Annotated in this window: 17 protein-coding genes; 12 read left to right on the top strand and 5 right to left on the bottom strand. The window is 61.9% G+C overall.

What is annotated here, in order from left to right; all coding sequences use genetic code 11:
- Window positions 1-1,188 (top strand): mandelate racemase/muconate lactonizing enzyme family protein, encoded by a 1,188-nt coding sequence (locus AC07FD_RS28130; protein ID WP_478352498.1) that lies wholly within the window; start codon window positions 1-3, stop codon window positions 1,186-1,188.
- On the opposite strand, the gene AC07FD_RS28125 is transcribed toward AC07FD_RS28130, so the two are convergent.
- From AC07FD_RS28125 to AC07FD_RS28110, 4 genes are all read right to left on the bottom strand, one after another.
- Entirely contained in the window at window positions 1,189-2,223 is a 1,035-nt protein-coding gene (locus AC07FD_RS28125) for a substrate-binding domain-containing protein (RefSeq protein ID WP_478352497.1), read from the bottom strand.
- A gap of 118 nt (window positions 2,224-2,341) precedes the next feature.
- Window positions 2,342-2,926 (bottom strand): SDR family oxidoreductase, encoded by a 585-nt coding sequence (locus AC07FD_RS28120; RefSeq protein WP_478352496.1) that lies wholly within the window; start codon window positions 2,924-2,926, stop codon window positions 2,342-2,344.
- Window positions 2,927-2,933: 7 nt separating this feature from the next.
- The gene (locus AC07FD_RS28115) at window positions 2,934-3,713 is read right to left on the bottom strand and encodes an SDR family NAD(P)-dependent oxidoreductase (protein ID WP_478352495.1); all 780 of its coding nucleotides are present in this window, start codon (window positions 3,711-3,713) and stop codon (window positions 2,934-2,936) included.
- Between the two features lie 199 nt (window positions 3,714-3,912).
- On the bottom strand, window positions 3,913-4,905 hold the full coding sequence (locus AC07FD_RS28110; protein WP_478352494.1) for a dihydrodipicolinate synthase family protein: 993 nt from the start codon (window positions 4,903-4,905) through the stop codon (window positions 3,913-3,915).
- A gap of 176 nt (window positions 4,906-5,081) precedes the next feature.
- Here AC07FD_RS28110 and AC07FD_RS28105 point away from each other — a divergent pair, with 176 nt between their 5' ends.
- The 5 genes from AC07FD_RS28105 (at window position 5,082) to AC07FD_RS28085 (ending at window position 10,535) form a co-directional block, all read left to right on the top strand.
- Window positions 5,082-6,107, top strand: a complete 1,026-nt coding sequence (locus AC07FD_RS28105; protein WP_478352493.1) for a DctP family TRAP transporter solute-binding subunit — start codon at window positions 5,082-5,084, stop codon at window positions 6,105-6,107.
- Window positions 6,108-6,158: 51 nt separating this feature from the next.
- Window positions 6,159-6,596 (top strand): TRAP transporter small permease, encoded by a 438-nt coding sequence (locus tag AC07FD_RS28100; RefSeq protein WP_478352492.1) that lies wholly within the window; start codon window positions 6,159-6,161, stop codon window positions 6,594-6,596.
- Between the two features lie 8 nt (window positions 6,597-6,604).
- Window positions 6,605-7,912 (top strand): TRAP transporter large permease, encoded by a 1,308-nt coding sequence (locus AC07FD_RS28095; RefSeq protein WP_478352491.1) that lies wholly within the window; start codon window positions 6,605-6,607, stop codon window positions 7,910-7,912.
- 19 nt (window positions 7,913-7,931) lie between these two features.
- Window positions 7,932-9,401 (top strand): aldehyde dehydrogenase, encoded by a 1,470-nt coding sequence (gene aldA, locus AC07FD_RS28090; RefSeq protein WP_478352490.1) that lies wholly within the window; start codon window positions 7,932-7,934, stop codon window positions 9,399-9,401.
- A 90-nt stretch (window positions 9,402-9,491) separates the two neighbouring features.
- Window positions 9,492-10,535, top strand: a complete 1,044-nt coding sequence (locus AC07FD_RS28085; protein ID WP_478352489.1) for a motility associated factor glycosyltransferase family protein — start codon at window positions 9,492-9,494, stop codon at window positions 10,533-10,535.
- 29 nt (window positions 10,536-10,564) lie between these two features.
- Here AC07FD_RS28085 and AC07FD_RS28080 read toward each other — a convergent pair whose 3' ends face one another.
- A complete protein-coding gene (locus tag AC07FD_RS28080; RefSeq protein WP_478352488.1) occupies window positions 10,565-11,266 on the bottom strand; it encodes a GntR family transcriptional regulator in 702 nt (233 codons plus the stop codon).
- Window positions 11,267-11,489: 223 nt separating this feature from the next.
- Between AC07FD_RS28080 and AC07FD_RS28075 the strand changes: the two genes are divergently transcribed.
- The 6 genes from AC07FD_RS28075 (at window position 11,490) to AC07FD_RS28050 (ending at window position 18,670) form a co-directional block, all read left to right on the top strand.
- Window positions 11,490-13,022, top strand: coding sequence for a UxaA family hydrolase (locus AC07FD_RS28075; RefSeq protein WP_478352487.1), 1,533 nt, complete (start codon window positions 11,490-11,492; stop codon window positions 13,020-13,022).
- Window positions 13,023-13,044: 22 nt separating this feature from the next.
- A complete protein-coding gene (locus AC07FD_RS28070) occupies window positions 13,045-13,230 on the top strand; it encodes a 4-oxalocrotonate tautomerase (protein WP_478352486.1) in 186 nt (61 codons plus the stop codon).
- 7 nt (window positions 13,231-13,237) lie between these two features.
- Window positions 13,238-15,316, top strand: a complete 2,079-nt coding sequence (locus AC07FD_RS28065; protein WP_478352485.1) for a hydantoinase/oxoprolinase family protein — start codon at window positions 13,238-13,240, stop codon at window positions 15,314-15,316.
- A complete protein-coding gene (locus tag AC07FD_RS28060) occupies window positions 15,313-17,004 on the top strand; it encodes a hydantoinase B/oxoprolinase family protein (RefSeq protein WP_478352484.1) in 1,692 nt (563 codons plus the stop codon). Before AC07FD_RS28065 ends, AC07FD_RS28060 begins: the two co-directional genes overlap by 4 nt.
- A 54-nt stretch (window positions 17,005-17,058) precedes the next feature.
- The gene (locus AC07FD_RS28055; protein ID WP_478352483.1) at window positions 17,059-18,018 is read left to right on the top strand and encodes a dihydrodipicolinate synthase family protein; all 960 of its coding nucleotides are present in this window, start codon (window positions 17,059-17,061) and stop codon (window positions 18,016-18,018) included.
- A 445-nt stretch (window positions 18,019-18,463) separates the two neighbouring features.
- Window positions 18,464-18,670: an IclR family transcriptional regulator domain-containing protein gene (locus AC07FD_RS28050; RefSeq protein ID WP_478352482.1), complete on the top strand. Its 207-nt coding sequence runs from the start codon at window positions 18,464-18,466 to the stop codon at window positions 18,668-18,670.
- Window positions 18,671-18,910: the final 240 nt, after the last annotated feature.

Genomic DNA, 18,910 nt, shown 5'->3' with positions numbered 1-18,910 from the left:
ATGAAGATCACCGAGATCGAGACTTTTTCCGTTGGAGCCGGCTGGAAAAACTGGCTCTTCGTCAAGGTGCATACCGACAAGGGTATTAATGGCATCGGCGAAGGCACGTTGAACGGCTTCATAAAGACCACCGAAGCCGGAGTGCATGAACTCAAGCATCTCGCCATCGGACAGGATCCGCGCCGGATCAACTTGCTGGCAAAGCGCATGCTGGACAGCGTGTCGCTCGATGGCGGCCACATTCACCGTACGGTGATCGCGGCCATCGAGGTCGCCTGCTGGGACATACTGGGCAAAAGCCTTGGCGTGCCGATCCACCAGCTTCTCGGCGGACAGGTGCGCAACAGCGTGCTCGGCTATGCCAATGGCTGGTATCGCACCGAGCGCACGCCGGAGGCTTTTCTGGAGGCGGCCAAGGCAGTGCTGGCGAAAGGCTTCAAGGCGTTCAAGCTTGACCCTTTCGGCACGGCGCAAGGTTTCATTTCTCGTGAGGAGTTGGATCTTTCCTACGCAATCTGCCGAACGCTGCGCGACCATCTGCCGAAGGACACGCTGATTCTGATCGACGTGCATGCGCGCTTCACCGAGATCGCGGCACTTCAGGCGGCGCAGAAATTCGCCGATCTCGACATCTACTGGTGGGAAGAGCCGACCTCGCGCGACAGGCAGGAAACCGTGCACGAAGTCGCACATCGCTCACCGATCCCCGTCGCCACCGGCGAGATGTACGACACGGTCGGCCAGTTCTACGCGCTGGCCGCGGGTGGCGGCGTCAACATCTTCCAGCCCGAGCCGATGTCGCTCGGCGGCATTGGGCCATCGATGCAAGTGGCCAATCTGGCGCTTGCCCATGGCAGCCACATCGCTCCGCATCAAAGCGGCGGGCCGGTGGCGACAGCGGTGTGCCTGCAGCTGGCGGCGGCGGTGTCAAACTTCCTCATTCAGGAGCATTTTGACGCCTTCAACGATCCCTGGACGCGTGATCTCGTCACCTGGCATCCGACCGTCAATTCCAGGAATGGCCATCTGTCGCTGCCGGACGCGCCCGGGCTCGGCATAGATCTCAACATCGACGCGATCAAGCATCACCCCTACGATCCCAACGCCTATCTCAACGTCCACGCCGAAGCCTGGGAAAAGCGGCTTGGCCGCCGCGAAGAAAGCGCGAAGCCGAAACGCGGCAAGTGATCAGGCGCTTTCGCGGTCGACAATCTGGAAACCGAGGCTGGTAATGGTGGGCACCTTGGTGTTTCCGCCTAGCCTCGCCAGCAACTGCCGCACCGAGCGCCGGCCCATCTCGTAACGATTGACCTTGACCGTGGTCAGAGGTGGAAACAGTTGGGCGGCGAGATCCATGTCGCCATAGCCGGCAATCGCGATCCTGCCTGGCACCGCCCAGCGGCGCCGGTGGCATTCCTGTACAGCTCCGACCGCCAGTGTATCGCTGGAAAAGAAGATGGCGTCGATGTCCTTGTGGCGGCTCGTCAAAGTCACCAGCGCCTCGGCGCCGCCCTGCGCCGTGATCGGCACTTCGACCTCCATGCTGCCATGGTTCTTGATGCCAAGTTCAGTCAGCGCGGCATGATAGCCGGTGCGCCGCTGCTGCAGCCGGTCGTTGCCATGTATTGGCGTCGAGACGAAGCCTATGCGCTTGTAGCCCTTGGCCGCCAGATGCATGGTCATGGCGTAGGCGGTCTCGAAGTTGGAGACGCCGACCACCATGTCGATCGGCTTGCGTCCCTTTATCTCGGATATTTCGACCACCGGCACATCACTGCTCTTCAGCAACGCACGCGCCACTTCGCTTTGCACGAAGCTTTGCAGGATCATGCCGACCGGGCGCCAGCCGAGCAGCGTGCGGATCGATTTCTCTTCGGCCTCCGGCGTGAACTCGCCTTGCACCAACAGCATTGAATAGCCGCACGCATGGCACTCGTCGGACATGCCTTGCACCTGTTCGGCGATGCCTGAATTGATCAGCGGCGGCACCACCGTGCCGATCATGCGGCCGTTGCCGCGCATACTCGAGGCCAGCCTGTTCGGAACGAAGCCCGCCTGCTCGATGGCCTCCAGAACCTTGGCGCGCGTCTCGGGCGAGACCATGTCGGGATTGGACAGCGCGCGCGATACCGTCATCGGCGCTACGCCGACGCGTTTGGCGATCTCGCGCACACCGAGGCGCTGCGGCGACTTCTTCTCGCCGTCGCCAGACTTCACCGCCATCAATGCACTCCGCAAACCATCTCGGCGCATCATAGAGGGTCAAGCGGCGGGTTTCCACTCATCGCCGGGCAGACGGCGACGGCATCAAACCGGTCGCCTTACGCGCCGGGCCGATGCTTCAGAAGTTGCGGCCGTAGCCTGCTGTCCAGCCGCCGTCGACGCCCAGCATCTGGCCAGTTGTATAGGTGTTCAGCGGATCGCAGAAGAACAGCACGGCAGCCACCGCTTCCGAGATCATGCCGGGGCGTCCAACCGGCGTGTGGCTGAGCATAGCTTTGTCGCCGGAAACCATTTTTTCGTCCTCGACCGCGCCGAGCCCAACGGCATTGACCAGGACCTTCGGTCCAAACTCCATGGCCAATGTGCGCATGCCGGCGAGAATGGATGCATTCTCCATCGAAAAGCGCGGGTGGCGACGCATCGGCATGCCGGCCGTCACCGACAGCAGGAACACGATGCGTCCGCTTCCACGCTCGGTCATGCTTACCGCCGCCTTCCGCGCATCCGCGTACAAGGATTTCGGTTCACCCGTCACCGCTCTAGGCCGCAACGGGCAGGAAATCAGCAGGATATCCGCCCCGGGGGCTTGGGAGCCCTCGACCAGATGGCCACCATTGGCCTGGAGCGCGGCAAGCGCGGCCTCGGCGACGGGGTTAAGTTCGCCATTCATGGCGAAGGCGGTGCCTGCAAGCTCGATTTCCATCCCGCACTCACATCATGTATCCCGCCGTCCAGCCGCCATCGACGGCAAGCACCTGGCCATTGACATAGCTAGCAGCCGGAGAGGCAAGAAAGAGCACTGCCTCGGCGATTTCGTCTGGCTGGCCCGGCCGGCCGAGCGGCACATGGGCGAGAAATTCCTCCGTGCGGCCGGCGAACTTGCCGTCTTCGCCGTAGAAAAGCTTTTTCGTCAGCGTGGTCATTACCGAGCCGGGAGCAACCGCGTTGGTCAGGATGCCCTTGCCTCCCAGTTCAATCGCCATCGACCGTGTGAGGTGGATGATTGCGGCCTTGGCAGCGACGAACGGGCTCTGCAGACGCATGGCCGCAAGGCCGACGACCGAGGCGATGTTGATGATACGTCCGCCCTTGCCGGCCGCAAGCATCGGTCGAAGCGCGGCGCGGCTCATGACATAGAGGCCATCAAGGTCGATGCCGGTAATGCGATCCCACTCCTCGGGAGGAAATTCATCCAGCGTAACGCGGTGCGCCAGCGTGTTGACGCCGGCATTGTTGATCAGAATATCGAGACGACCATAGCGTTGCGTGATCGTGGCGATGCTGGCATCCACCGACGCCGAGTTTCGGATGTCCACCGAGCAGGCCATCGCGTTGGGCAGCATCTCCACGACGCGCTCCGCACCATCGATATCGATGTCGGCGACAATGACCGTTGCGCCGTTGTCGGACAATCGCCTGGCGATCACGCTGCCTATCGCCCCGGCCGCGCCGGTGACCAGTGCGACCTTGCCTCCCAAATCGCAGCGCATCCGGCGTCTCCAAACAGTCTGATTATGCTATTATAATAATTGCTCAAGACGAACAAGTCTTTGGTAGCTATAGCCGCCGGCTTTAGCCGGCAGAAAAGCCGTGCTCTCCTGCTGAGCGGCGCAATGCATAGGAAGGGCCCGAATTCGGACGATCCACTGTTAACGCAGTCAATCTGCCGACCGTAGACAACAAGCCTGGCTAGGCGCGCCGTATCTTGACTACCTGCGACCCGATCTGTGGTTCGCTCGGTTGAAAACTGCGCCAAGCCGGCGGCAGGTTCTGCTCCCAACGGAAGAAATCCCGCAGCAGCCAATCTCTTTCGGGCATGGCTATCTCAGACATCGGCGGCAGAACCCGGTTCCAACCCGGCTCGCCACTGGCCGACGCGAGTACGGCCTTCACCGAGGCAGGGAACGGTTTCCTCGAAAGGATGGAGTCGCCGCCCAACAAGGCCGGCACGAGCTTGCGGCGATCGAAGGCGGTCGATGCGTCGAACATCGCGCGCATCAGACGCGGCATGGCGTTGCCGAGGCCGCATATGGTGCCGCGCGCACCCGCGGCGAGCGCTTGCGGCAGATGGGTCTCAGAGCCCGTGTAGATCGACAAGTGCGAGAAGCGGCGTATCAAGGCCTCGGTGAAATCCAGGTCCCCGCCGCTGTCCTTCACGCCGCTGATGATCCCCGGATAGGCCTCGTCCAGCCGCCGGATGACGCGCGGCGTCAGCCGAACGCCGCAAATATCCGGGAAATGATAGAGGCACAGTTTCAGATCCGCCCGCGCGATACGGTCGATGACACTCGCGTAGAAGCGAAAGGTGCCGTCATCGGTGATGCCGCCGCGATAGACGCAAGGCGGCATGAGCAGCAGGCTGTCAACGCCACGGTCGAGCGCATGATGAGCCAGCCGCGCAATATCCGGGATCGACAGCGCGCCGACCGAAACGATGAGCCGGCCAGGCGCGATACCGGCGGAAATGACGCCATCAAGTGCTTCTATCCTGTCCTCCATCGAGAACTCGGTGCCCTCGCCCGTCGTGCCAAAGAGCGCGATGCCGTCGCAGCCGGCACCGAACAGCATATCGATGTGACGGACGAGGAGTTTGATGTCGGGGTGCAGGTCGGCCGTCAGCGGTGTCGCCGCCGCGACCATGAAGCAATCGATCCTCGGCAGGGCTGGCGTCTGGATCTTCATAGGTCGGCTCGCTCGTCTGTTTGAGAGCAGTTTGCGCCCTCCGGCTCGCAACAAATGATGATTGATTGCCTATTGTCAACATTCAGCTTGACGATTTGTAGCTGTGGTGAAACCATCCGTTCGTCAGGTCGCGCGCCATCGAAGGCGACCCAACAGCGACGCAGGAGGGGAAGAGCATGAGCAAACAGGAGTCTCCATTTCTTAATCGAGCCGTTGGCCGCCGCGCGGTCGTTGCCGGCGCCTTGGGCGTCCTTGCGGCGCCCTTCGTCTCGCGACTCGCTTTCGCGGCAGGCAAGGTCATCCGTGCCTCGACGCCCGGTCCGGACACCGAATGGCAATCCAAGGCGCTGCAAGCGTTCAAGGCGGAACTCGACAAGTCGATGCCGGGTGCTTTTGACGTACAGTTGCACTACAACGGCACGCTGTTCGCACAGGGCACCGAAATCGAGGCGATGCAGCGCGGCAATCTCGAAATCGCCCTCACCTCGCCTTCGGATATTTCCGAGTTGATCCCGGAATTTTCGATCTTCACCACCGGCTATCTGTTCCGCGATGCCAAACACCTGGATGCGGTGTACGGCGGCGACGTCGGCAAGGAATTCAAGGACAAGGTGGCGAGCGATCTGAAATTGCAGATCCTCAGGAGCCAGTATCTCGGCACCCGACATGTCATCCTGCGTACACCTCGCACCGTCAACGTGCCGGCGGATCTTAAGGGCGTGAAGTTGCGCATGCCGGGTTCGGCTGCCTGGCAATTCCTTGGGAACGCGCTTGGCGCCAGCGCCACCCCGCTGGCCTTCGAGGAAGTCTATCTTGCTATGCAGACCGGCACGATCGACGGGCTCGAAAACCCGCTTCCGGACGCCATCGCGTCAAAGTTCTACGAGGTGTCGAAACAGGTCGTACTGACCGGCCACCAAGTGGCGAATGTCTTCTTCACCATGCCGACGGCGTTCTGGGACGGGCTCAGCGACGACGAGAAGAAGGCGATCCTCGCGGCCGAGGAAGTGGCCAAGAAGGTCAACGACGACGGCGTGATCGCCACCGAAAACGATGGCAAGGCGTTCCTCGAGGCTCACGGCAACACGGTGACGACCCCGGACGTGGCGGCTTTCCAAAAACATGTACTGGATGCTTTCGTCAATTCGGACTTCTCGAAAAACTGGCCCAAGGGCATGCTTGATCGTATCGGCGCTGCCTAAGCTCTGTTGATGCAGTCCTTGGCTATCGTCTGGAAGCGACTGGCGGAGTCGGTGAGCGTCGTGGCTTTTGCCGTGATGTTCGCCGGCTTCGTCGTCGGCATCGTCGCCCGCTACGTCTTCAACGCGCCGATATCGTGGACGAACGAGCTTTGCGTGGTCGCTTATGTGTGGATCGTGTTTTGGACGAGCGACGTACTGATCAAAGAGCGGCAGCACATTGTCTTCGACGTTATCTACGGCCTGTTTCCACCCCGGTCCCGACGGGTCCTGGCCGTTTTCGTGACGCTTTCCCTGGCGGTGGTGTTCCTTGCCGCCCTGCCCGGCACTTTCGACTACATCCTGTTCCTTCGTACCCGTCACTCAACGTTGCTGCATCTGCCCATGCAGTTCGTGTTCGGAAGCTTCCTGATCTTCCTTGTCGCCGTAGTCGTCAGCGCGCTTCGGCGCCTCTGGCAATTGTTCCGACCCGGTTGGGAACAGCATATCTAGGAATTTTCATGTCCTTCGCCGTCGAGGTGATGTTCGCTTTGTTCTTCGTCTGGATGTTCGCCGGTATGCCGCTCGGCCACGCCATGCTGGCCTCCGGTATCGTCTACTTCGTCATCACCGGCCGCGACATGGGCCTGGTCGCCAGCCAGAGCCTCAACGGGATCTACGGCAACTTCGTCATGCTTGCGGTGCCGTTGTTCATCTTCGCCGCCGAATTGATGAATGCGGGCAAGATGACCGACAAGATGTTCGGCTTCGCCAACCTCCTCGTCGGCCGGTTTCGAGGCGGACTTGCTCATGTCAACATCGTCGCGAGCGTGATCTTTGCCGGCATGAGCGGCAGCGCGCTGGCGGACGCGGCAGGCCCCGGCAAGATTTCCATCGACATGATGATCAAGGCTGGCTACCGCCCCGGTTTTGCAGCGGCGCTCACGTCGGCATCCTCGATCCTGGGACCGATCATTCCACCCTCCATCCCGATGGTGCTCTACGGCGTCGTTTCCAACACGTCGATCGGCTATCTTTTCATGGGGGGTGTCGGCCCCGGCATCTTTCTGGCGCTGGTCATGATGGCCGTGGTGGCGGTGCAGGCGCGGCTGCAGAATTTTCCGACGCAGCCGAAGCCAACCCGGCAAGAAGCGATTGCCGTGACACGCGACGCGGCACCGACCCTGGTGTTGCCCGTCATCCTGCTCGGCGGCATCTACTCGGGCGCGGTCACTCCGACCGAAGCGGCGGCGGTGGCGGCTTTCTGTGCCTTGCTGCTGGCGCTGTTCTGGTACCGGACCCTGTCGCCAAAGGTCCTGTTCAATGTGTTGATGGAATCGTCGCGCTCGACCGCCATCGTTGCGATCACCATCGCCGGTGCCGTGCTGATGAACTACGTCGTCGCGGCGGAGCAGATACCGGATCAGCTCGGAAGCTGGATTGCCTCGCTGGACCTCAGCCCGCTGATGTTCATGCTGCTGGTGACGGTTCTGTTCCTGATCCTCGGCGCACTGCTCGACACCTTGCTGATGCTGCTGATCGTCATCCCGATCCTGATGCCGACCGTGCGGGAACTTGGCATCGATCCCGTCTATTTCGGCGTCGTCTCCACGGTGAATATGATGATCGGACTGATTACACCGCCGATGGGCCAGCTGGTTTTCCTCATATCGGGCATTACCGGCATCAAGGTCGCGACAATTCTTGGCGAAGTCTGGTTCCTGCTTTTCATCTTGATCCTGGCGCTCTTCGTCCTCGTCTTCGTGCCCCAGATTACGCTCTGGCTGCCGGAGATGGCGGGCTACGTGCCGGTAGGAACATTCCACTGAAATACCACGAGGACGTGACATGCCCGCAATGAAGGAACTGGTCAAAGGCACCGATCGCTACCGCCAATACATTAATGGCGAGTGGGTCGATTCCACCATCAAGGAATGGATCGAGGTCGAAAACCCGGCGACACAGGCGGTGATCGCCTCGGTGCCGAAAGGCGGCGAGGACGATGCCGACCGGGCGCTGGTCGCGGCTCGCGCTGCCCAGCCTGGTTGGGAAGCCCTGCCGCCGGCGGCACGCGGACAATTGCTGAAGGATCTGGCACGGCTGATCCTGGAAAACCGCGAGCGGCTGGCGCGCATCGTCGTTGCCGAACAAGGCAAGCCGATCCATGAGGCGCGCGGCGAAATCGAGGGGGCGGCGCTCTATCTCACCTACGCCGCCGAGGAAGCGCGCCGCATCACCGGCGACATCATCCCGTCCGACGTGCCGGACGAGCAGATCTGGATCCAGCGTGTCGCCCATGGCGTCGTCATCGCCCTGACCGCCTGGAACTATCCGGCGGCGCTGATGTGCCGCAAGATGGGGCCGGCGCTGCTCGCCGGAAACACCATCGTCATCAAGTCGCATGAGGGCACGCCGATCTCGGCGCTGGAGATCGCGCAGCTCTCCTCGCAGCTCGACTTCCCGCCCGGCGTCATCAATGTCGTCAGCGGCACCGGCGAAGGCATCGGTGCGGCGCTGGTGCGGCATCCTATCCCACGTCTCATCACGCTCACCGGCAGCGTGCGCGCCGGCAAGGAGATATTCCGTGCCGCCGCTGAAGATCTTAAATTGCTGCGGCTCGAGCTCGGCGGCAAGGCGCCTTTCGTCGTCGCCGAGGATGCCGACATCGGCGCCGCCGTTCGCGCGGCCGTGCTGTCGCGCTTCGAGAATTGCGGCCAGATCTGCATCTGCAATGAGCGCATGTATGTGCATAGGCGCGTCGCCGACGAGTTCCTGGAAAAGTTCACCCGGGCGGTGAAGGCACTAAAGATCGGCGACCCTACCACATTGGTCGATGTCGGGCCGAAATTCAGCGGCATGGAACTCGACAAGGTCGAGCGCATGGTTGAGACGGCACGCTTCGCCGGTGCTGAAGTGCTGACCGGCGGGCGGCGCCTGACAGAGGGCGAATTCGCGCGCGGACACTGGTACGAGCCGACGGTGATGACCGTCACCGACAACCAGATGCGCATCATGCAGGATGAGGTGTTCGGCCCGGTCGTGCCTGTGATGACAGTGGGTGATTTCGATGAAGGGCTGCGGCTTGCCAATGAATCGAACTACGGCCTGTCGGCCTACGTCTTCACCAAGGATATGCGCCGGGTGATGCGGCTGGTGCGCGAGCTGAAGTTCGGCGAGATCTATGTCAATCGGTCCGGCGGAGACGCCGTGCATGCCCACCACGCCGGTATTCGTGACAGCGGCATCGGTGGCGAGGACGGCAAGTACGGGCTGGACGCCTATTTCCAGAAGAAGACTATCTACGTCAATTACGCCTGAGCCGTTTCGTCGGGGCGCGATCCCGTCGGCAAGGCATTGCGCCTTCGCCGCCGGGACCGTAAGGCTGGCCGTAACGGCGCGGGCGGTGCGATGAGTTTTGCCGATCAACTACAGCGCTTCGGGCTGTTTCTGCCGCAAGGCCGCGCGACAGTGGTGCTGGCAGTCACGCCGGACGAGATCGGCCGGGTCTATGAGACGGTCGATGCAGCGCTCCGGCAGCGACCCGGCTATCGGCTTGTGCTGGCAGCGGCGGCCGAAGACCTCTCGGAACTGCGCCGGCGATATCCTCATGAACTCGTGCTCCCCTTGCCCTATTCAGCGGGCGCCGGGCTTTGGCGGCGTCGCCTGGAAGCGATCCTGGTCATCGGTCCGGCGAAACTGAACGCGGAATTTGGGAAGTCCGGCGTCCTCGACAGCAACGGGCCCATGACAGCCGGGACGGTCGCTGCAATGTTGCCGCCCGGCGACTTGCCGGCCCGCCCGGTTTCCACCAGCACATTCCTGATCGACCTGCTGGGTGGACGTCGTATCGCTTCGCTGGCCGACCTCAAGACGCGGCTCGGCAATCCACGAGCAATAGTCTGTCTTGGCAACGGTCCATCATCCGAGGATCCGAGACTATCGGACTATCGCGACGCCACGCTGTTTCGCGTCAACTGGAACTGGCGCGGGCGCGGCCGGATGACGGAGCCCGTTGTTGTCTTCACCGCCGATCCCGACCTTCCCGGTTTTGGCCGGCGGCCGATCATCACCTTTCCGACCGTAGCGATCGGCCGTCCGATCCTGATGCGCCATACGAGAGCGATGCGACCTCCGTCCGCCGGCTATGTTTTCCTCGATACCTTCGATCCACCGCTCGCGGATCTGTCTGGACCAATGATCCCGACCAACGGTGCTTTGATGATTGCCGTTGCTGCGGCACTTGGAGTCGAACGGATCGTGATAGCCGGAATGGACCTCTACCAGCACCCGGACGGACGCTATCCCGGCGATGCGGCAGCGTTTGACGGCTACTCGCGCGAACACAGCGCCGAGATCGACCTGGCGTTGATCCGCACCGCTTTGGGCGGTTTCAAGGGCGAAAAGATTATCCTCAGCGACAATCTGCGCGCCGCGCTCCAAACCCCTGGATAACCGGCCTTGTCGTACTGTAGCTGGCGCCCTCAGGACGCCTTTTCGCGGATGGGCTTGGCGCTGCCGCCTTGCTTCAGCAGTTTCGCCAGCAGCTTGACCTCGGCATCGTTGTGATTGCGCGCCAGCTTTTCGGCCCGGTCGGCATCGCCGGCGATCACCGCCTCGATCAGCGCCTTGTGCTCGGCAATCAGCTCTTCATAGTCGTTGGGCAGAAAGCCCGATTGCACCATGTGGAAACGAACCTGCTGGACGATGAAACGGTGTTGTTCGGCCAGGCGCTCATGCCTGGCGAGCTCGATGATCGCCGCATGCAGGTCGAAATCGATCCCTGTTGCGTCCTGGAAGCGGGCCTCGCGAATGGCGTGCAGCAGGTCGTCGGCAATGGCACGCAGGCGCATTCCATCTATCTCGGTAACGTTGGCCGCGGCAAGGCGCGCGCCCAACCCTTCCAGCGCGCCGCGCAGCGTGTAGATTTCCCAGGCGTCGACAGTAGAGGTGCCCGAAACCTCCCAGCGGGTGAAGGCCACCTGCTGGACAAGACCTTCATTGGCCAGTTGTGCCAGTGCCGAACGCACCGTGCCGCGGCTGACTTCAAGTTCCTCTGACAGTTGGGTCTCAAGTAGCCGTTCGCCGGCCGGCAGCACGCCTTCCAGTATGTGGGAGCGTATCTGGTCGGCGGCCCTGCGGTCGAGCAGACGCTTTTCAGACTTGAGACTTGTAAGCTTCGTCATCAATCGACTCATGGCCAACGGTGCAATCTACATATTCCGGCGCCTTGGCCCACGCAACCGGCATTGCTGACAATTAACGATAGCTCATCGCTGTGATGAAATGCTGTTTGGCACCAAAGTCGCTCGGGATGAGAGAGCCTTGGAGGTGGCACATAGATTTATGTTTGTTGATTGCTGACAATCAAGCAAAAGTATGTTTTGATTGCTTCCCCAGGAGTGGGCAATGGCAGAAGTGAAAAGTGTGGTTCTGCAACTGAAGCCCGGCGACGAGGTGGCCGTGGCGCTTCGCGACGTCCATGCCGGCGAGAGCCTGCTGCCGTTTGCCCTGCTTGCCACAACCGCTATCCCCTTCGGTCACAAGGTGGCGCTGCGACCGCTGGAACAGGGAGAGGTGATCCACCGCCTCGGCCAGCCTATCGGTCTGGCGACGGCCGCGATCTCTGCAGGGGGGCATGTCCACCTTCACAATATGAGTTTCGAGGCATCGATGGCAGGGCGTGCGATCGGCACACGGCTATCGAATGCGCCAGCCCGGTCGCCATCGGATATCCCGACCTTCGATGGCTATCTTCGCGCGGATGGCAAGGTTGGAACACGCAACTATGTCGGCGTCCTGACCTCTGTGAATTGCTCGGCGCTGGTCGCGCGCATGATTGCAGATCATTTCCGTGATCCCAGCCGGTTGCTGCCCTACCCGGGCGTCGACGGGGTCGTGGCGTTGACCCACAAGTCAGGTTGCAGCGTCGCCGATGGCTCGATGTCGATGAAAATGCTGCGGCGGACGCTCGCGGGTTACGCGCAGCACCGGAACTTTTCCGGCGTGCTGCTTGTCGGGCTTGGCTGCGAGGACAATCAGATCGACCAATTGATCGACGAAGAGCAACTCGAACTCGGCGACGACTTGGCCAAGCTGGTGATGCAGGAAACCGGCGGAACTCGCTCAAGCATTTCGCGCGGCATCGAGATGGTCGAAGCCATGCTGGAGAAGGCGGCGAAGAAGCAACGCCAGAAGGTCCCGGCGAGCGAGATCATGGTCGGGTTGCAATGCGGCGGCTCGGACAGCTTCTCGGGAATTTCCGCCAATCCCGCACTTGGTGCCGCGGTGGACCGTCTCGTCGCCTGCGGCGGTACGGCGATCCTGGCGGAGACACCGGAAATCTATGGTGCCGAAAACCTGTTGCTGGAACGCGCCGTGAGCAACGAGGTCGGTGAGCGGCTGATCGGGCTGCTCGAATGGTGGGACGACTACACCAGCCGCGAACCGCAAGGTTTCGACAACAACCCTTCGCCAGGCAACAAGGCAGGTGGATTGACCACCATCCTCGAGAAATCGCTGGGCGCGGTGGCGAAGGGCGGCACCACCAACCTCGTCGAAGTCTACGGCTATGGACGTCCAATCGACAAGCGCGGCCTGGTGTTCATGGACTCGCCCGGTTTCGATCCGATGTCGGCGACCGGACAGGTCGCGTGCGGCGCCAATTTGATCGCATTCACCACCGGGCGGGGCTCGTGCTTCGGCTGCCGGCCGGCGCCCTCGATCAAGCTCGCCACCAACTCCGAAATGTATGCCCGCATGGAAGAGGACATGGACATTAATTGCGGATCGATCCTCGATGGCGACAGGTCGATCGACGAGATGGGCGAAGCGATCTTTCGCGAGATGATCGCCACCGCTTCGGGCAAAGCCACCAAGAGCGAACTGCTCGGCTATGGCGACGACGAGTTCGCGCCATGGCATGTCAACGCGTGGCTATAGGCCAGGAATTCGGAGGGACACTATGCCGACAATCAGCGTCAGGCTGCTCAAGGGACGCAGCATCGATCAGAAACGCGAATTCGTCGAGGTCGTGACGCGCGAAGCGGCTCGCATCCTCAAATGCGGGCCTGACGTGATCGACATCATTTTCGAGGATGTCGAGAAGCACGATTGGGCGGTGGGCGGCAAGCTGGCGTCCGACAAATAGCGTGCCAATGATGCAGTCGGCTCGGCTCAGCGTCGATATCGGTGGCACGTTCACCGATCTGGTACTGCTCAGAAGTGATGGCCTCACCTTCTCGGCCAAGGTCAGCTCGACGCCGGCTGCACCCGAGGACGCCGTCATATCGGGCATGGTCGAAATGCTGGCTGTGGCCGACATCCCTGCCGCCGCCCTCACTGAGGTTTTGCACGGGACGACCGTCGGTTCGAACACGCTGCTGCAGCAACTTGGCGCCCGCACGGGGCTGATCACAACCAAGGGTTTTCGCGACGTGTTGGAGATCGGCCGGCTGCGCACGCCGGGCATGTTCGACCTGACCTGGGATAAGCCGGAACCGCTAGTTGCCAGGCGCTACCGGCTGGAAGTGGCCGAGAGGACACTGGCGGACGGCACCATCCAAACTCCGGTTGTCGCCGGGGACGTGCTCAGGGCAGGCGCCTTCTTTCGTGACGAAGGCATCCAGTCGGTCGCCATCTGCTTTCTCAATTCTTACAAAAACCCAGAGAATGAACGCAGCGCGGCGCAAATCTTCTCGCAGGCATTCGCCGAGATCGCGGTGACGGCCTCCGTCGATGTGCTGCCCGAAGCGGGCGAATACGAGCGTACCTCGACGGTGGCTGTGAATGCCTACGTGCTGCCGCCGCTCAAGGGATATCTTGAGCGTCTCGAGAACAAATTGCGGTCGGCGGGCGTCACCGCGCCGCTGTTGATCGGCAATTCCAACGGCGGCCTGTCAGCCTCCGCCACCGCGCAGAGCAAGCCGGTTTTCTTTATATCGTCGGGCCGTTCTTCAGGTGCCGTTGGCGCCGCACGCCTCGGCGCGGCTCTGGGCGAACCCAATCTCGTTGCCTTCGACATGGGCGGAACGACGGCATCAGCGGCACTCGTCCACCGTGGCGTACTGAGCCGCACGCATGAATACGAGTTCCGCGCCGGAATGTCGGTGCCATCGCGCTTCATCAAGGCGGGTGGCTACATGATGCGGGTGCCGACGGTGGATGTGGCCGAGGTCGGCAACGGCGCCGGTTCCATCGCCGCGATCGACGCCGCGGGCCTGCTCACTGTCGGCCCGATTTCGGCGGGCGCCGATCCCGGTCCCATCTGCTATGGGCTGGGTGGCGCACGGCCGACGGTAACGGATGCCAATGTCGTGCTTGGCTATCTGCCGCCGCGACTGGCTGGCGGCACGCTGAGGCTGGACGTCGAGGCGGCGCGCCTAGCGATCGACAAGATGCTGGGAAGCCCACTCGGGCTCTCCGCGGCAGCGGCGGCCTGCGGGATCCGGGAGATCGCCAACGCCAACATGGTTCGCGCCATCCGTGCCGTGACGGTCGAGCGAGGTCTCGATCCGCGCGACCTCACGCTGCTTGCCTTCGGCGGCTCGGGTCCGGTGCATGCCTGCGATCTCGCCAGAACGCTCGGCATCACACGGGTTGTGTTTCCGCCGTCGCCAGGGGTGTTCACGGCAATGGGCATGCTGGCCGGCAGCATCGAACATCACGAGTTGCGGTCGGCGCAAACGAGGCTCGATCTGCTGGGGTATGAAGTGGTTGAAAGGTTGCGGCGCGAGATGCGCGCGGCCGCGACCACGGCGCTGACAAGACAAGGCTATGCGGCCGAGACGGTCGGCTTCAGCGAGGCGATCGATCTGCGCCTCGAGGGACAGGACGCGTCGCTGTCCATACCGTTCTCCGGTGCGTTAGACGCGGCTTCCCTGCGGCCGGCGTTCATCGCGGCCTATCGCGACACCTACGGCTACACGCCAAACGACGCGGTGGAAGCGGTGGCGCTGCGGCTACATGCTCACGCGCGGATATCGGAGCCGCTCGATTTCACCGCACTCAAGGCCGCACGAACCGATGTCGGTGCGCGTGAGGACAGGCGCATGGTGCACTTCACCCGTGACGCGGCAATCGAGACGACGATCGTACCACGAGGGGCAGTGGTGTCGGCGCTCTCGGGACCGGTGATCATAGAGGGCGCGGACACCACTATCGTCGTTCCGCCCCGAACGCGGGTCGAGCCAAATGCGACCGGCTGCCTCATCGCGACGCTGGACGCTGCTCGATGACCGCCATCGATCCCATCACTTTCGCGGTCATCAAGTCGGGGCTCGACACCATCGTCGACGACATGGCCTACGCGGTGATGCGGACCGCGCGCTCGCCGATTGTGCGCGACGTTCTCGATTATTCGGTCACGCTCTGCGACGCCCAGGGGCGGATCCTCAGCCAGGCCAAAACCGTGGCGCTGCATCTGGGCGCCGTGCCAGACGCAATGGACGTGATCGTCGATCGCTTCCGCGACGACATGTTCCCCGGCGACGTGATCGTGCTCAACGATCCCTATGACGGGGGTATGCACCTGCCCGACATCTTCATGTTCAAGCCGATTTTTTCCGAGCAACGCCTGATCGGTTTCTCCGTCGTGATTGCCCATCATTGCGATGTCGGTGGCCGGGTGCCGGGCTCGAATGCGTCGGATTCTACCGAGATTTTCCAGGAAGGTCTGCGGATCGCGCCGATGAAGCTCTATGAGCGCGGCCTGCCCAACAAGACGTTGTTCAAGATCATCGAGAAGAACGTGCGGCTGCCGGCTCTTGTGCTCGGCGATCTCGATGCGCAATACGCCACCTGCAACATTGGCGAGCGCGAGATGTTGCGGCTGTTCGAGCGGTACGGCGAGGAACTGGAAGCCTATTTCGACCGACTGATCGACTACGGCGAGGAACTGACGCGCAAGGCGATCGCCGGCTGGCCGGATGGCGAGTACGCCTTCATCGATTACATCGACGGCGATGGCTTCTCGCCCGCGCCGATCCCGATCGTCTGTCGGATCACGGTGAAGGGCGACCATCTGTGGGTCGACTTCGCCGGCTCGTCGCCGCAGGTGAAGGGCGCGATCAATTCGACGCTCTCTTTCGTCAAGTCGTCGACCTATCTCACGATCCGCTGCGCCCTCGACCACGACGTTCCCAACAATGCCGGCGTCTATCGCTGCATCACGGTGACGGCGCCGGAGGGATCGATCCTCAATCCGAACATGCCGGCTCCGGTGGCGGCGCGGGCGCTGACCGGCTACCGCGTCGTCGACACGGTGATGGGGGCTCTGGCGCAGATCGCGCCGAAGCGGCTGATGGCGGCAGGCGAAGGCGGCAACACGGTGGTCGCCATCGGCGGCTATCACGGACCTGAGCGAAAACCGTTTATCCTGGTGGATATGATCAACGGTGCCTGGGGCGGCAGGTCCGACAAGGACGGTATCGAAGGCATCACCAATCCCAGCCAGAACATGTCGAACCTGCCGATCGAGACGATCGAAGCGCGCTATCCCGTGATGATAGAGGAGTATGCGCTGCGGGAAGATTCCGGCGGCGCCGGGCAATTTCGTGGTGGGCTTGGACTGGTGCGGCAATATCGCCTGCTGGCGGACACGGCGGTCCTGCAACTGCGCGCGGACCGGCACGAGCATGCGCCCTATGGGCTGTTCGGTGGCCAGCCGGCCGCAAGTTCGAGGAACCTTCTGATGCAAGATGGCGAATGGCGCGTGCTGCCGGCAAAGGTGACGCTGGAGATCGGCAAGGACACCGTAATCCGCCATGAACAGGCTGGCGGCGGTGGTTGGGGCGATCCGGCAAGCCGCGGCCGAGACTCCATCGCGACCGACCTGGCCAACGGCAAGATCTCAACGGCGCGCGCCATGGCCGACTATCGTTTTGAGGGAGAGCCAAGGACAGACGGCGACGACACTTCAACCTGACTTTCAACACACACAATGCCGGCCAACGTGCTCGCAAAAACTGGAGATCTGGACATGACTTGGACAGGCGTATTTCCCGCTGTCACCACGAAGATGCAAGCCTCGGGAGCCATCGATATCGAAGCCACCCAGAACAGCATCGATAGGCTCATTAAAAATGGCGTCTCCGGTGTGATCGTGCTGCCGATGCTTGGCGAAAATGCCACGCTCACCCAGTCCGAACGTGACACCGTTGTTCGCGCCGCGAAAGAAGTGGTGGCCGGAAGGGTGCCCCTGCTGTCAGGCCTTGCTGAACTGTCGACCGACAACGCGGTCGCCGCGGCCCGCAACTACCAACAGCTGGGGGCCGAAGGCCTGATGGCCTTCCCCAGCCTCGCCTATCGCACCGACCGCCACGAGACCGTAGCCTGGTACAGGTCGGTGGCTGAAGCGAGCGATCTTCCGGTCATGATCTACAACAACCCGATTGCCTACAAAGTTGACGTTGATGTCGAAACGCTAAAGGCGCTGGTCGACGTACCTGGCATCGTGGCCGTCAAGGAAGAAACCGGTGACATCCGCAGGGTCACCGACCTGTTTAACGCCTTCGGCGATCGCTTCGATATCTTTTGCGGCGTGGACGATCTGATCCTTGAAAGCCTGGCGCTGGGCGCCATTGGCTGGGTCTCCGGCATGACGAATGCATGGCCAGCCGAGTGCGTATCCCTGTTCAACACGGCACGCGGCGGTGACTTCGCGGCGGCACTTCCTTTGTACCGGCTGCTGACGCCGGCGTTCCATCTCGATACCGACGTCAAGTTGGTCCAGTACATAAAACTTGCCGAGCATCTGGTGGACGGCGCCCCAGAGCATGTCCGAAAGCCACGCCTCCCGATCACTGGTGAGGAACGGGCGAACGTCGAGGAGATTATCAGGCAGGCGATTTCAGATCTATCATGCTTGGCCGGTCGCAAAGTTGGAAGGGCTGATGTGGCCGCCAGTGATGTCTGTGGCGAAGTGCAAAGCAAAAGCTAGCCCTTGAATGCCGGCAGAGTGAGGCCCTTGACGCCAACGTCGAGCGGGCACAATCCACCCGGATTCTTCTGTCCGACAAAGTGGCTGGCCGGGCGCCTGAGTACTGCTGAGGTGGCATACAGGATGGCCCTGCATTAATGCGGCTGTTTGCGGAGACTGGCGACACCGTTTTTTGATGGCGCGCGCTGGATTCAACACGGTTTGAGTGGATGACCGGCAGGAAGGCGCCTATGTAATCGACAGTTTGACCGGCCACGTCGGAGGGCAGATCCCGATGGGCGTCGGACCCGCCAGTCAAGCCATCTTGGCATCATTTTGCCGGAGGACGAGGCAAAGGTCATTATCGACACAAATGCAGGCGTTTATCGCCGATACGGAAACCTCACAGGTATCAAGGTGCGTGCGGCGCTGGCGGTGATTAGAGATCGCGGTTACGCGTTCGACGATGCTGGTCGCTGGCATTTCGGCGCTCGCAGTTCCCATTTTGCCTCGCGGAAGAGATGTAATCGCTGCTATTGCAATAAACATGACGAGTGCGCGACTGGCTCCGGACCGTTTGGTATCGCTGGTTGGATTGCTGCATCGAGAGACCCGCCAAATTGAAGAGGCGCTGAATCCCCTCGAAGGTTCTCGCATCGCCTCAGCCAGGTAACTGCGACCAGGAGGCGTGAACTGCTTTGGACGCAGACAATACGCTTTGCGTACCAAATGTCTGCTCACCGACTAGAGAGCCTGAGCGGCCGACTTGAGGCGCGAAGCAGACCCGCCCTTCTGCACGCCATTCTAGGCCAAAGCACTCTCGCTCTTCGAACCCACTTTACAACCATCCTGAAAGTGAGTGCAGATGGGACCTGTTAGGCAGAGATGGGAACGCTAGATAAAGGAGAACGAG

It is taken from the genome of Mesorhizobium waitakense (assembly GCF_056431085.1).
This window is presented reverse-complemented; position numbering and strand designations above follow the sequence as displayed.

Coding starts and splice junctions, on each gene's coding strand:
- AC07FD_RS28050 (WP_478352482.1), top strand. CDS start 18,464: ATGCTGGTCGCTGGCATTTCGGCGCTCGCAGTTCCCATTTTGCCTCGC.
- aldA (WP_478352490.1), top strand. CDS start 7,932: ATGCCCGCAATGAAGGAACTGGTCAAAGGCACCGATCGCTACCGCCAA.
- AC07FD_RS28075 (WP_478352487.1), top strand. CDS start 11,490: ATGGCAGAAGTGAAAAGTGTGGTTCTGCAACTGAAGCCCGGCGACGAG.
- AC07FD_RS28120 (WP_478352496.1), bottom strand. CDS start 2,926: ATGGAAATCGAGCTTGCAGGCACCGCCTTCGCCATGAATGGCGAACTT.
- AC07FD_RS28110 (WP_478352494.1), bottom strand. CDS start 4,905: ATGAAGATCCAGACGCCAGCCCTGCCGAGGATCGATTGCTTCATGGTC.
- AC07FD_RS28080 (WP_478352488.1), bottom strand. CDS start 11,266: ATGACGAAGCTTACAAGTCTCAAGTCTGAAAAGCGTCTGCTCGACCGC.
- AC07FD_RS28125 (WP_478352497.1), bottom strand. CDS start 2,223: ATGGCGGTGAAGTCTGGCGACGGCGAGAAGAAGTCGCCGCAGCGCCTC.
- AC07FD_RS28055 (WP_478352483.1), top strand. CDS start 17,059: ATGACTTGGACAGGCGTATTTCCCGCTGTCACCACGAAGATGCAAGCC.
- AC07FD_RS28095 (WP_478352491.1), top strand. CDS start 6,605: ATGTCCTTCGCCGTCGAGGTGATGTTCGCTTTGTTCTTCGTCTGGATG.
- AC07FD_RS28070 (WP_478352486.1), top strand. CDS start 13,045: ATGCCGACAATCAGCGTCAGGCTGCTCAAGGGACGCAGCATCGATCAG.
- AC07FD_RS28085 (WP_478352489.1), top strand. CDS start 9,492: ATGAGTTTTGCCGATCAACTACAGCGCTTCGGGCTGTTTCTGCCGCAA.
- AC07FD_RS28105 (WP_478352493.1), top strand. CDS start 5,082: ATGAGCAAACAGGAGTCTCCATTTCTTAATCGAGCCGTTGGCCGCCGC.
- AC07FD_RS28115 (WP_478352495.1), bottom strand. CDS start 3,713: ATGCGCTGCGATTTGGGAGGCAAGGTCGCACTGGTCACCGGCGCGGCC.
- AC07FD_RS28065 (WP_478352485.1), top strand. CDS start 13,238: ATGATGCAGTCGGCTCGGCTCAGCGTCGATATCGGTGGCACGTTCACC.
- AC07FD_RS28060 (WP_478352484.1), top strand. CDS start 15,313: ATGACCGCCATCGATCCCATCACTTTCGCGGTCATCAAGTCGGGGCTC.
- AC07FD_RS28130 (WP_478352498.1), top strand. CDS start 1: ATGAAGATCACCGAGATCGAGACTTTTTCCGTTGGAGCCGGCTGGAAA.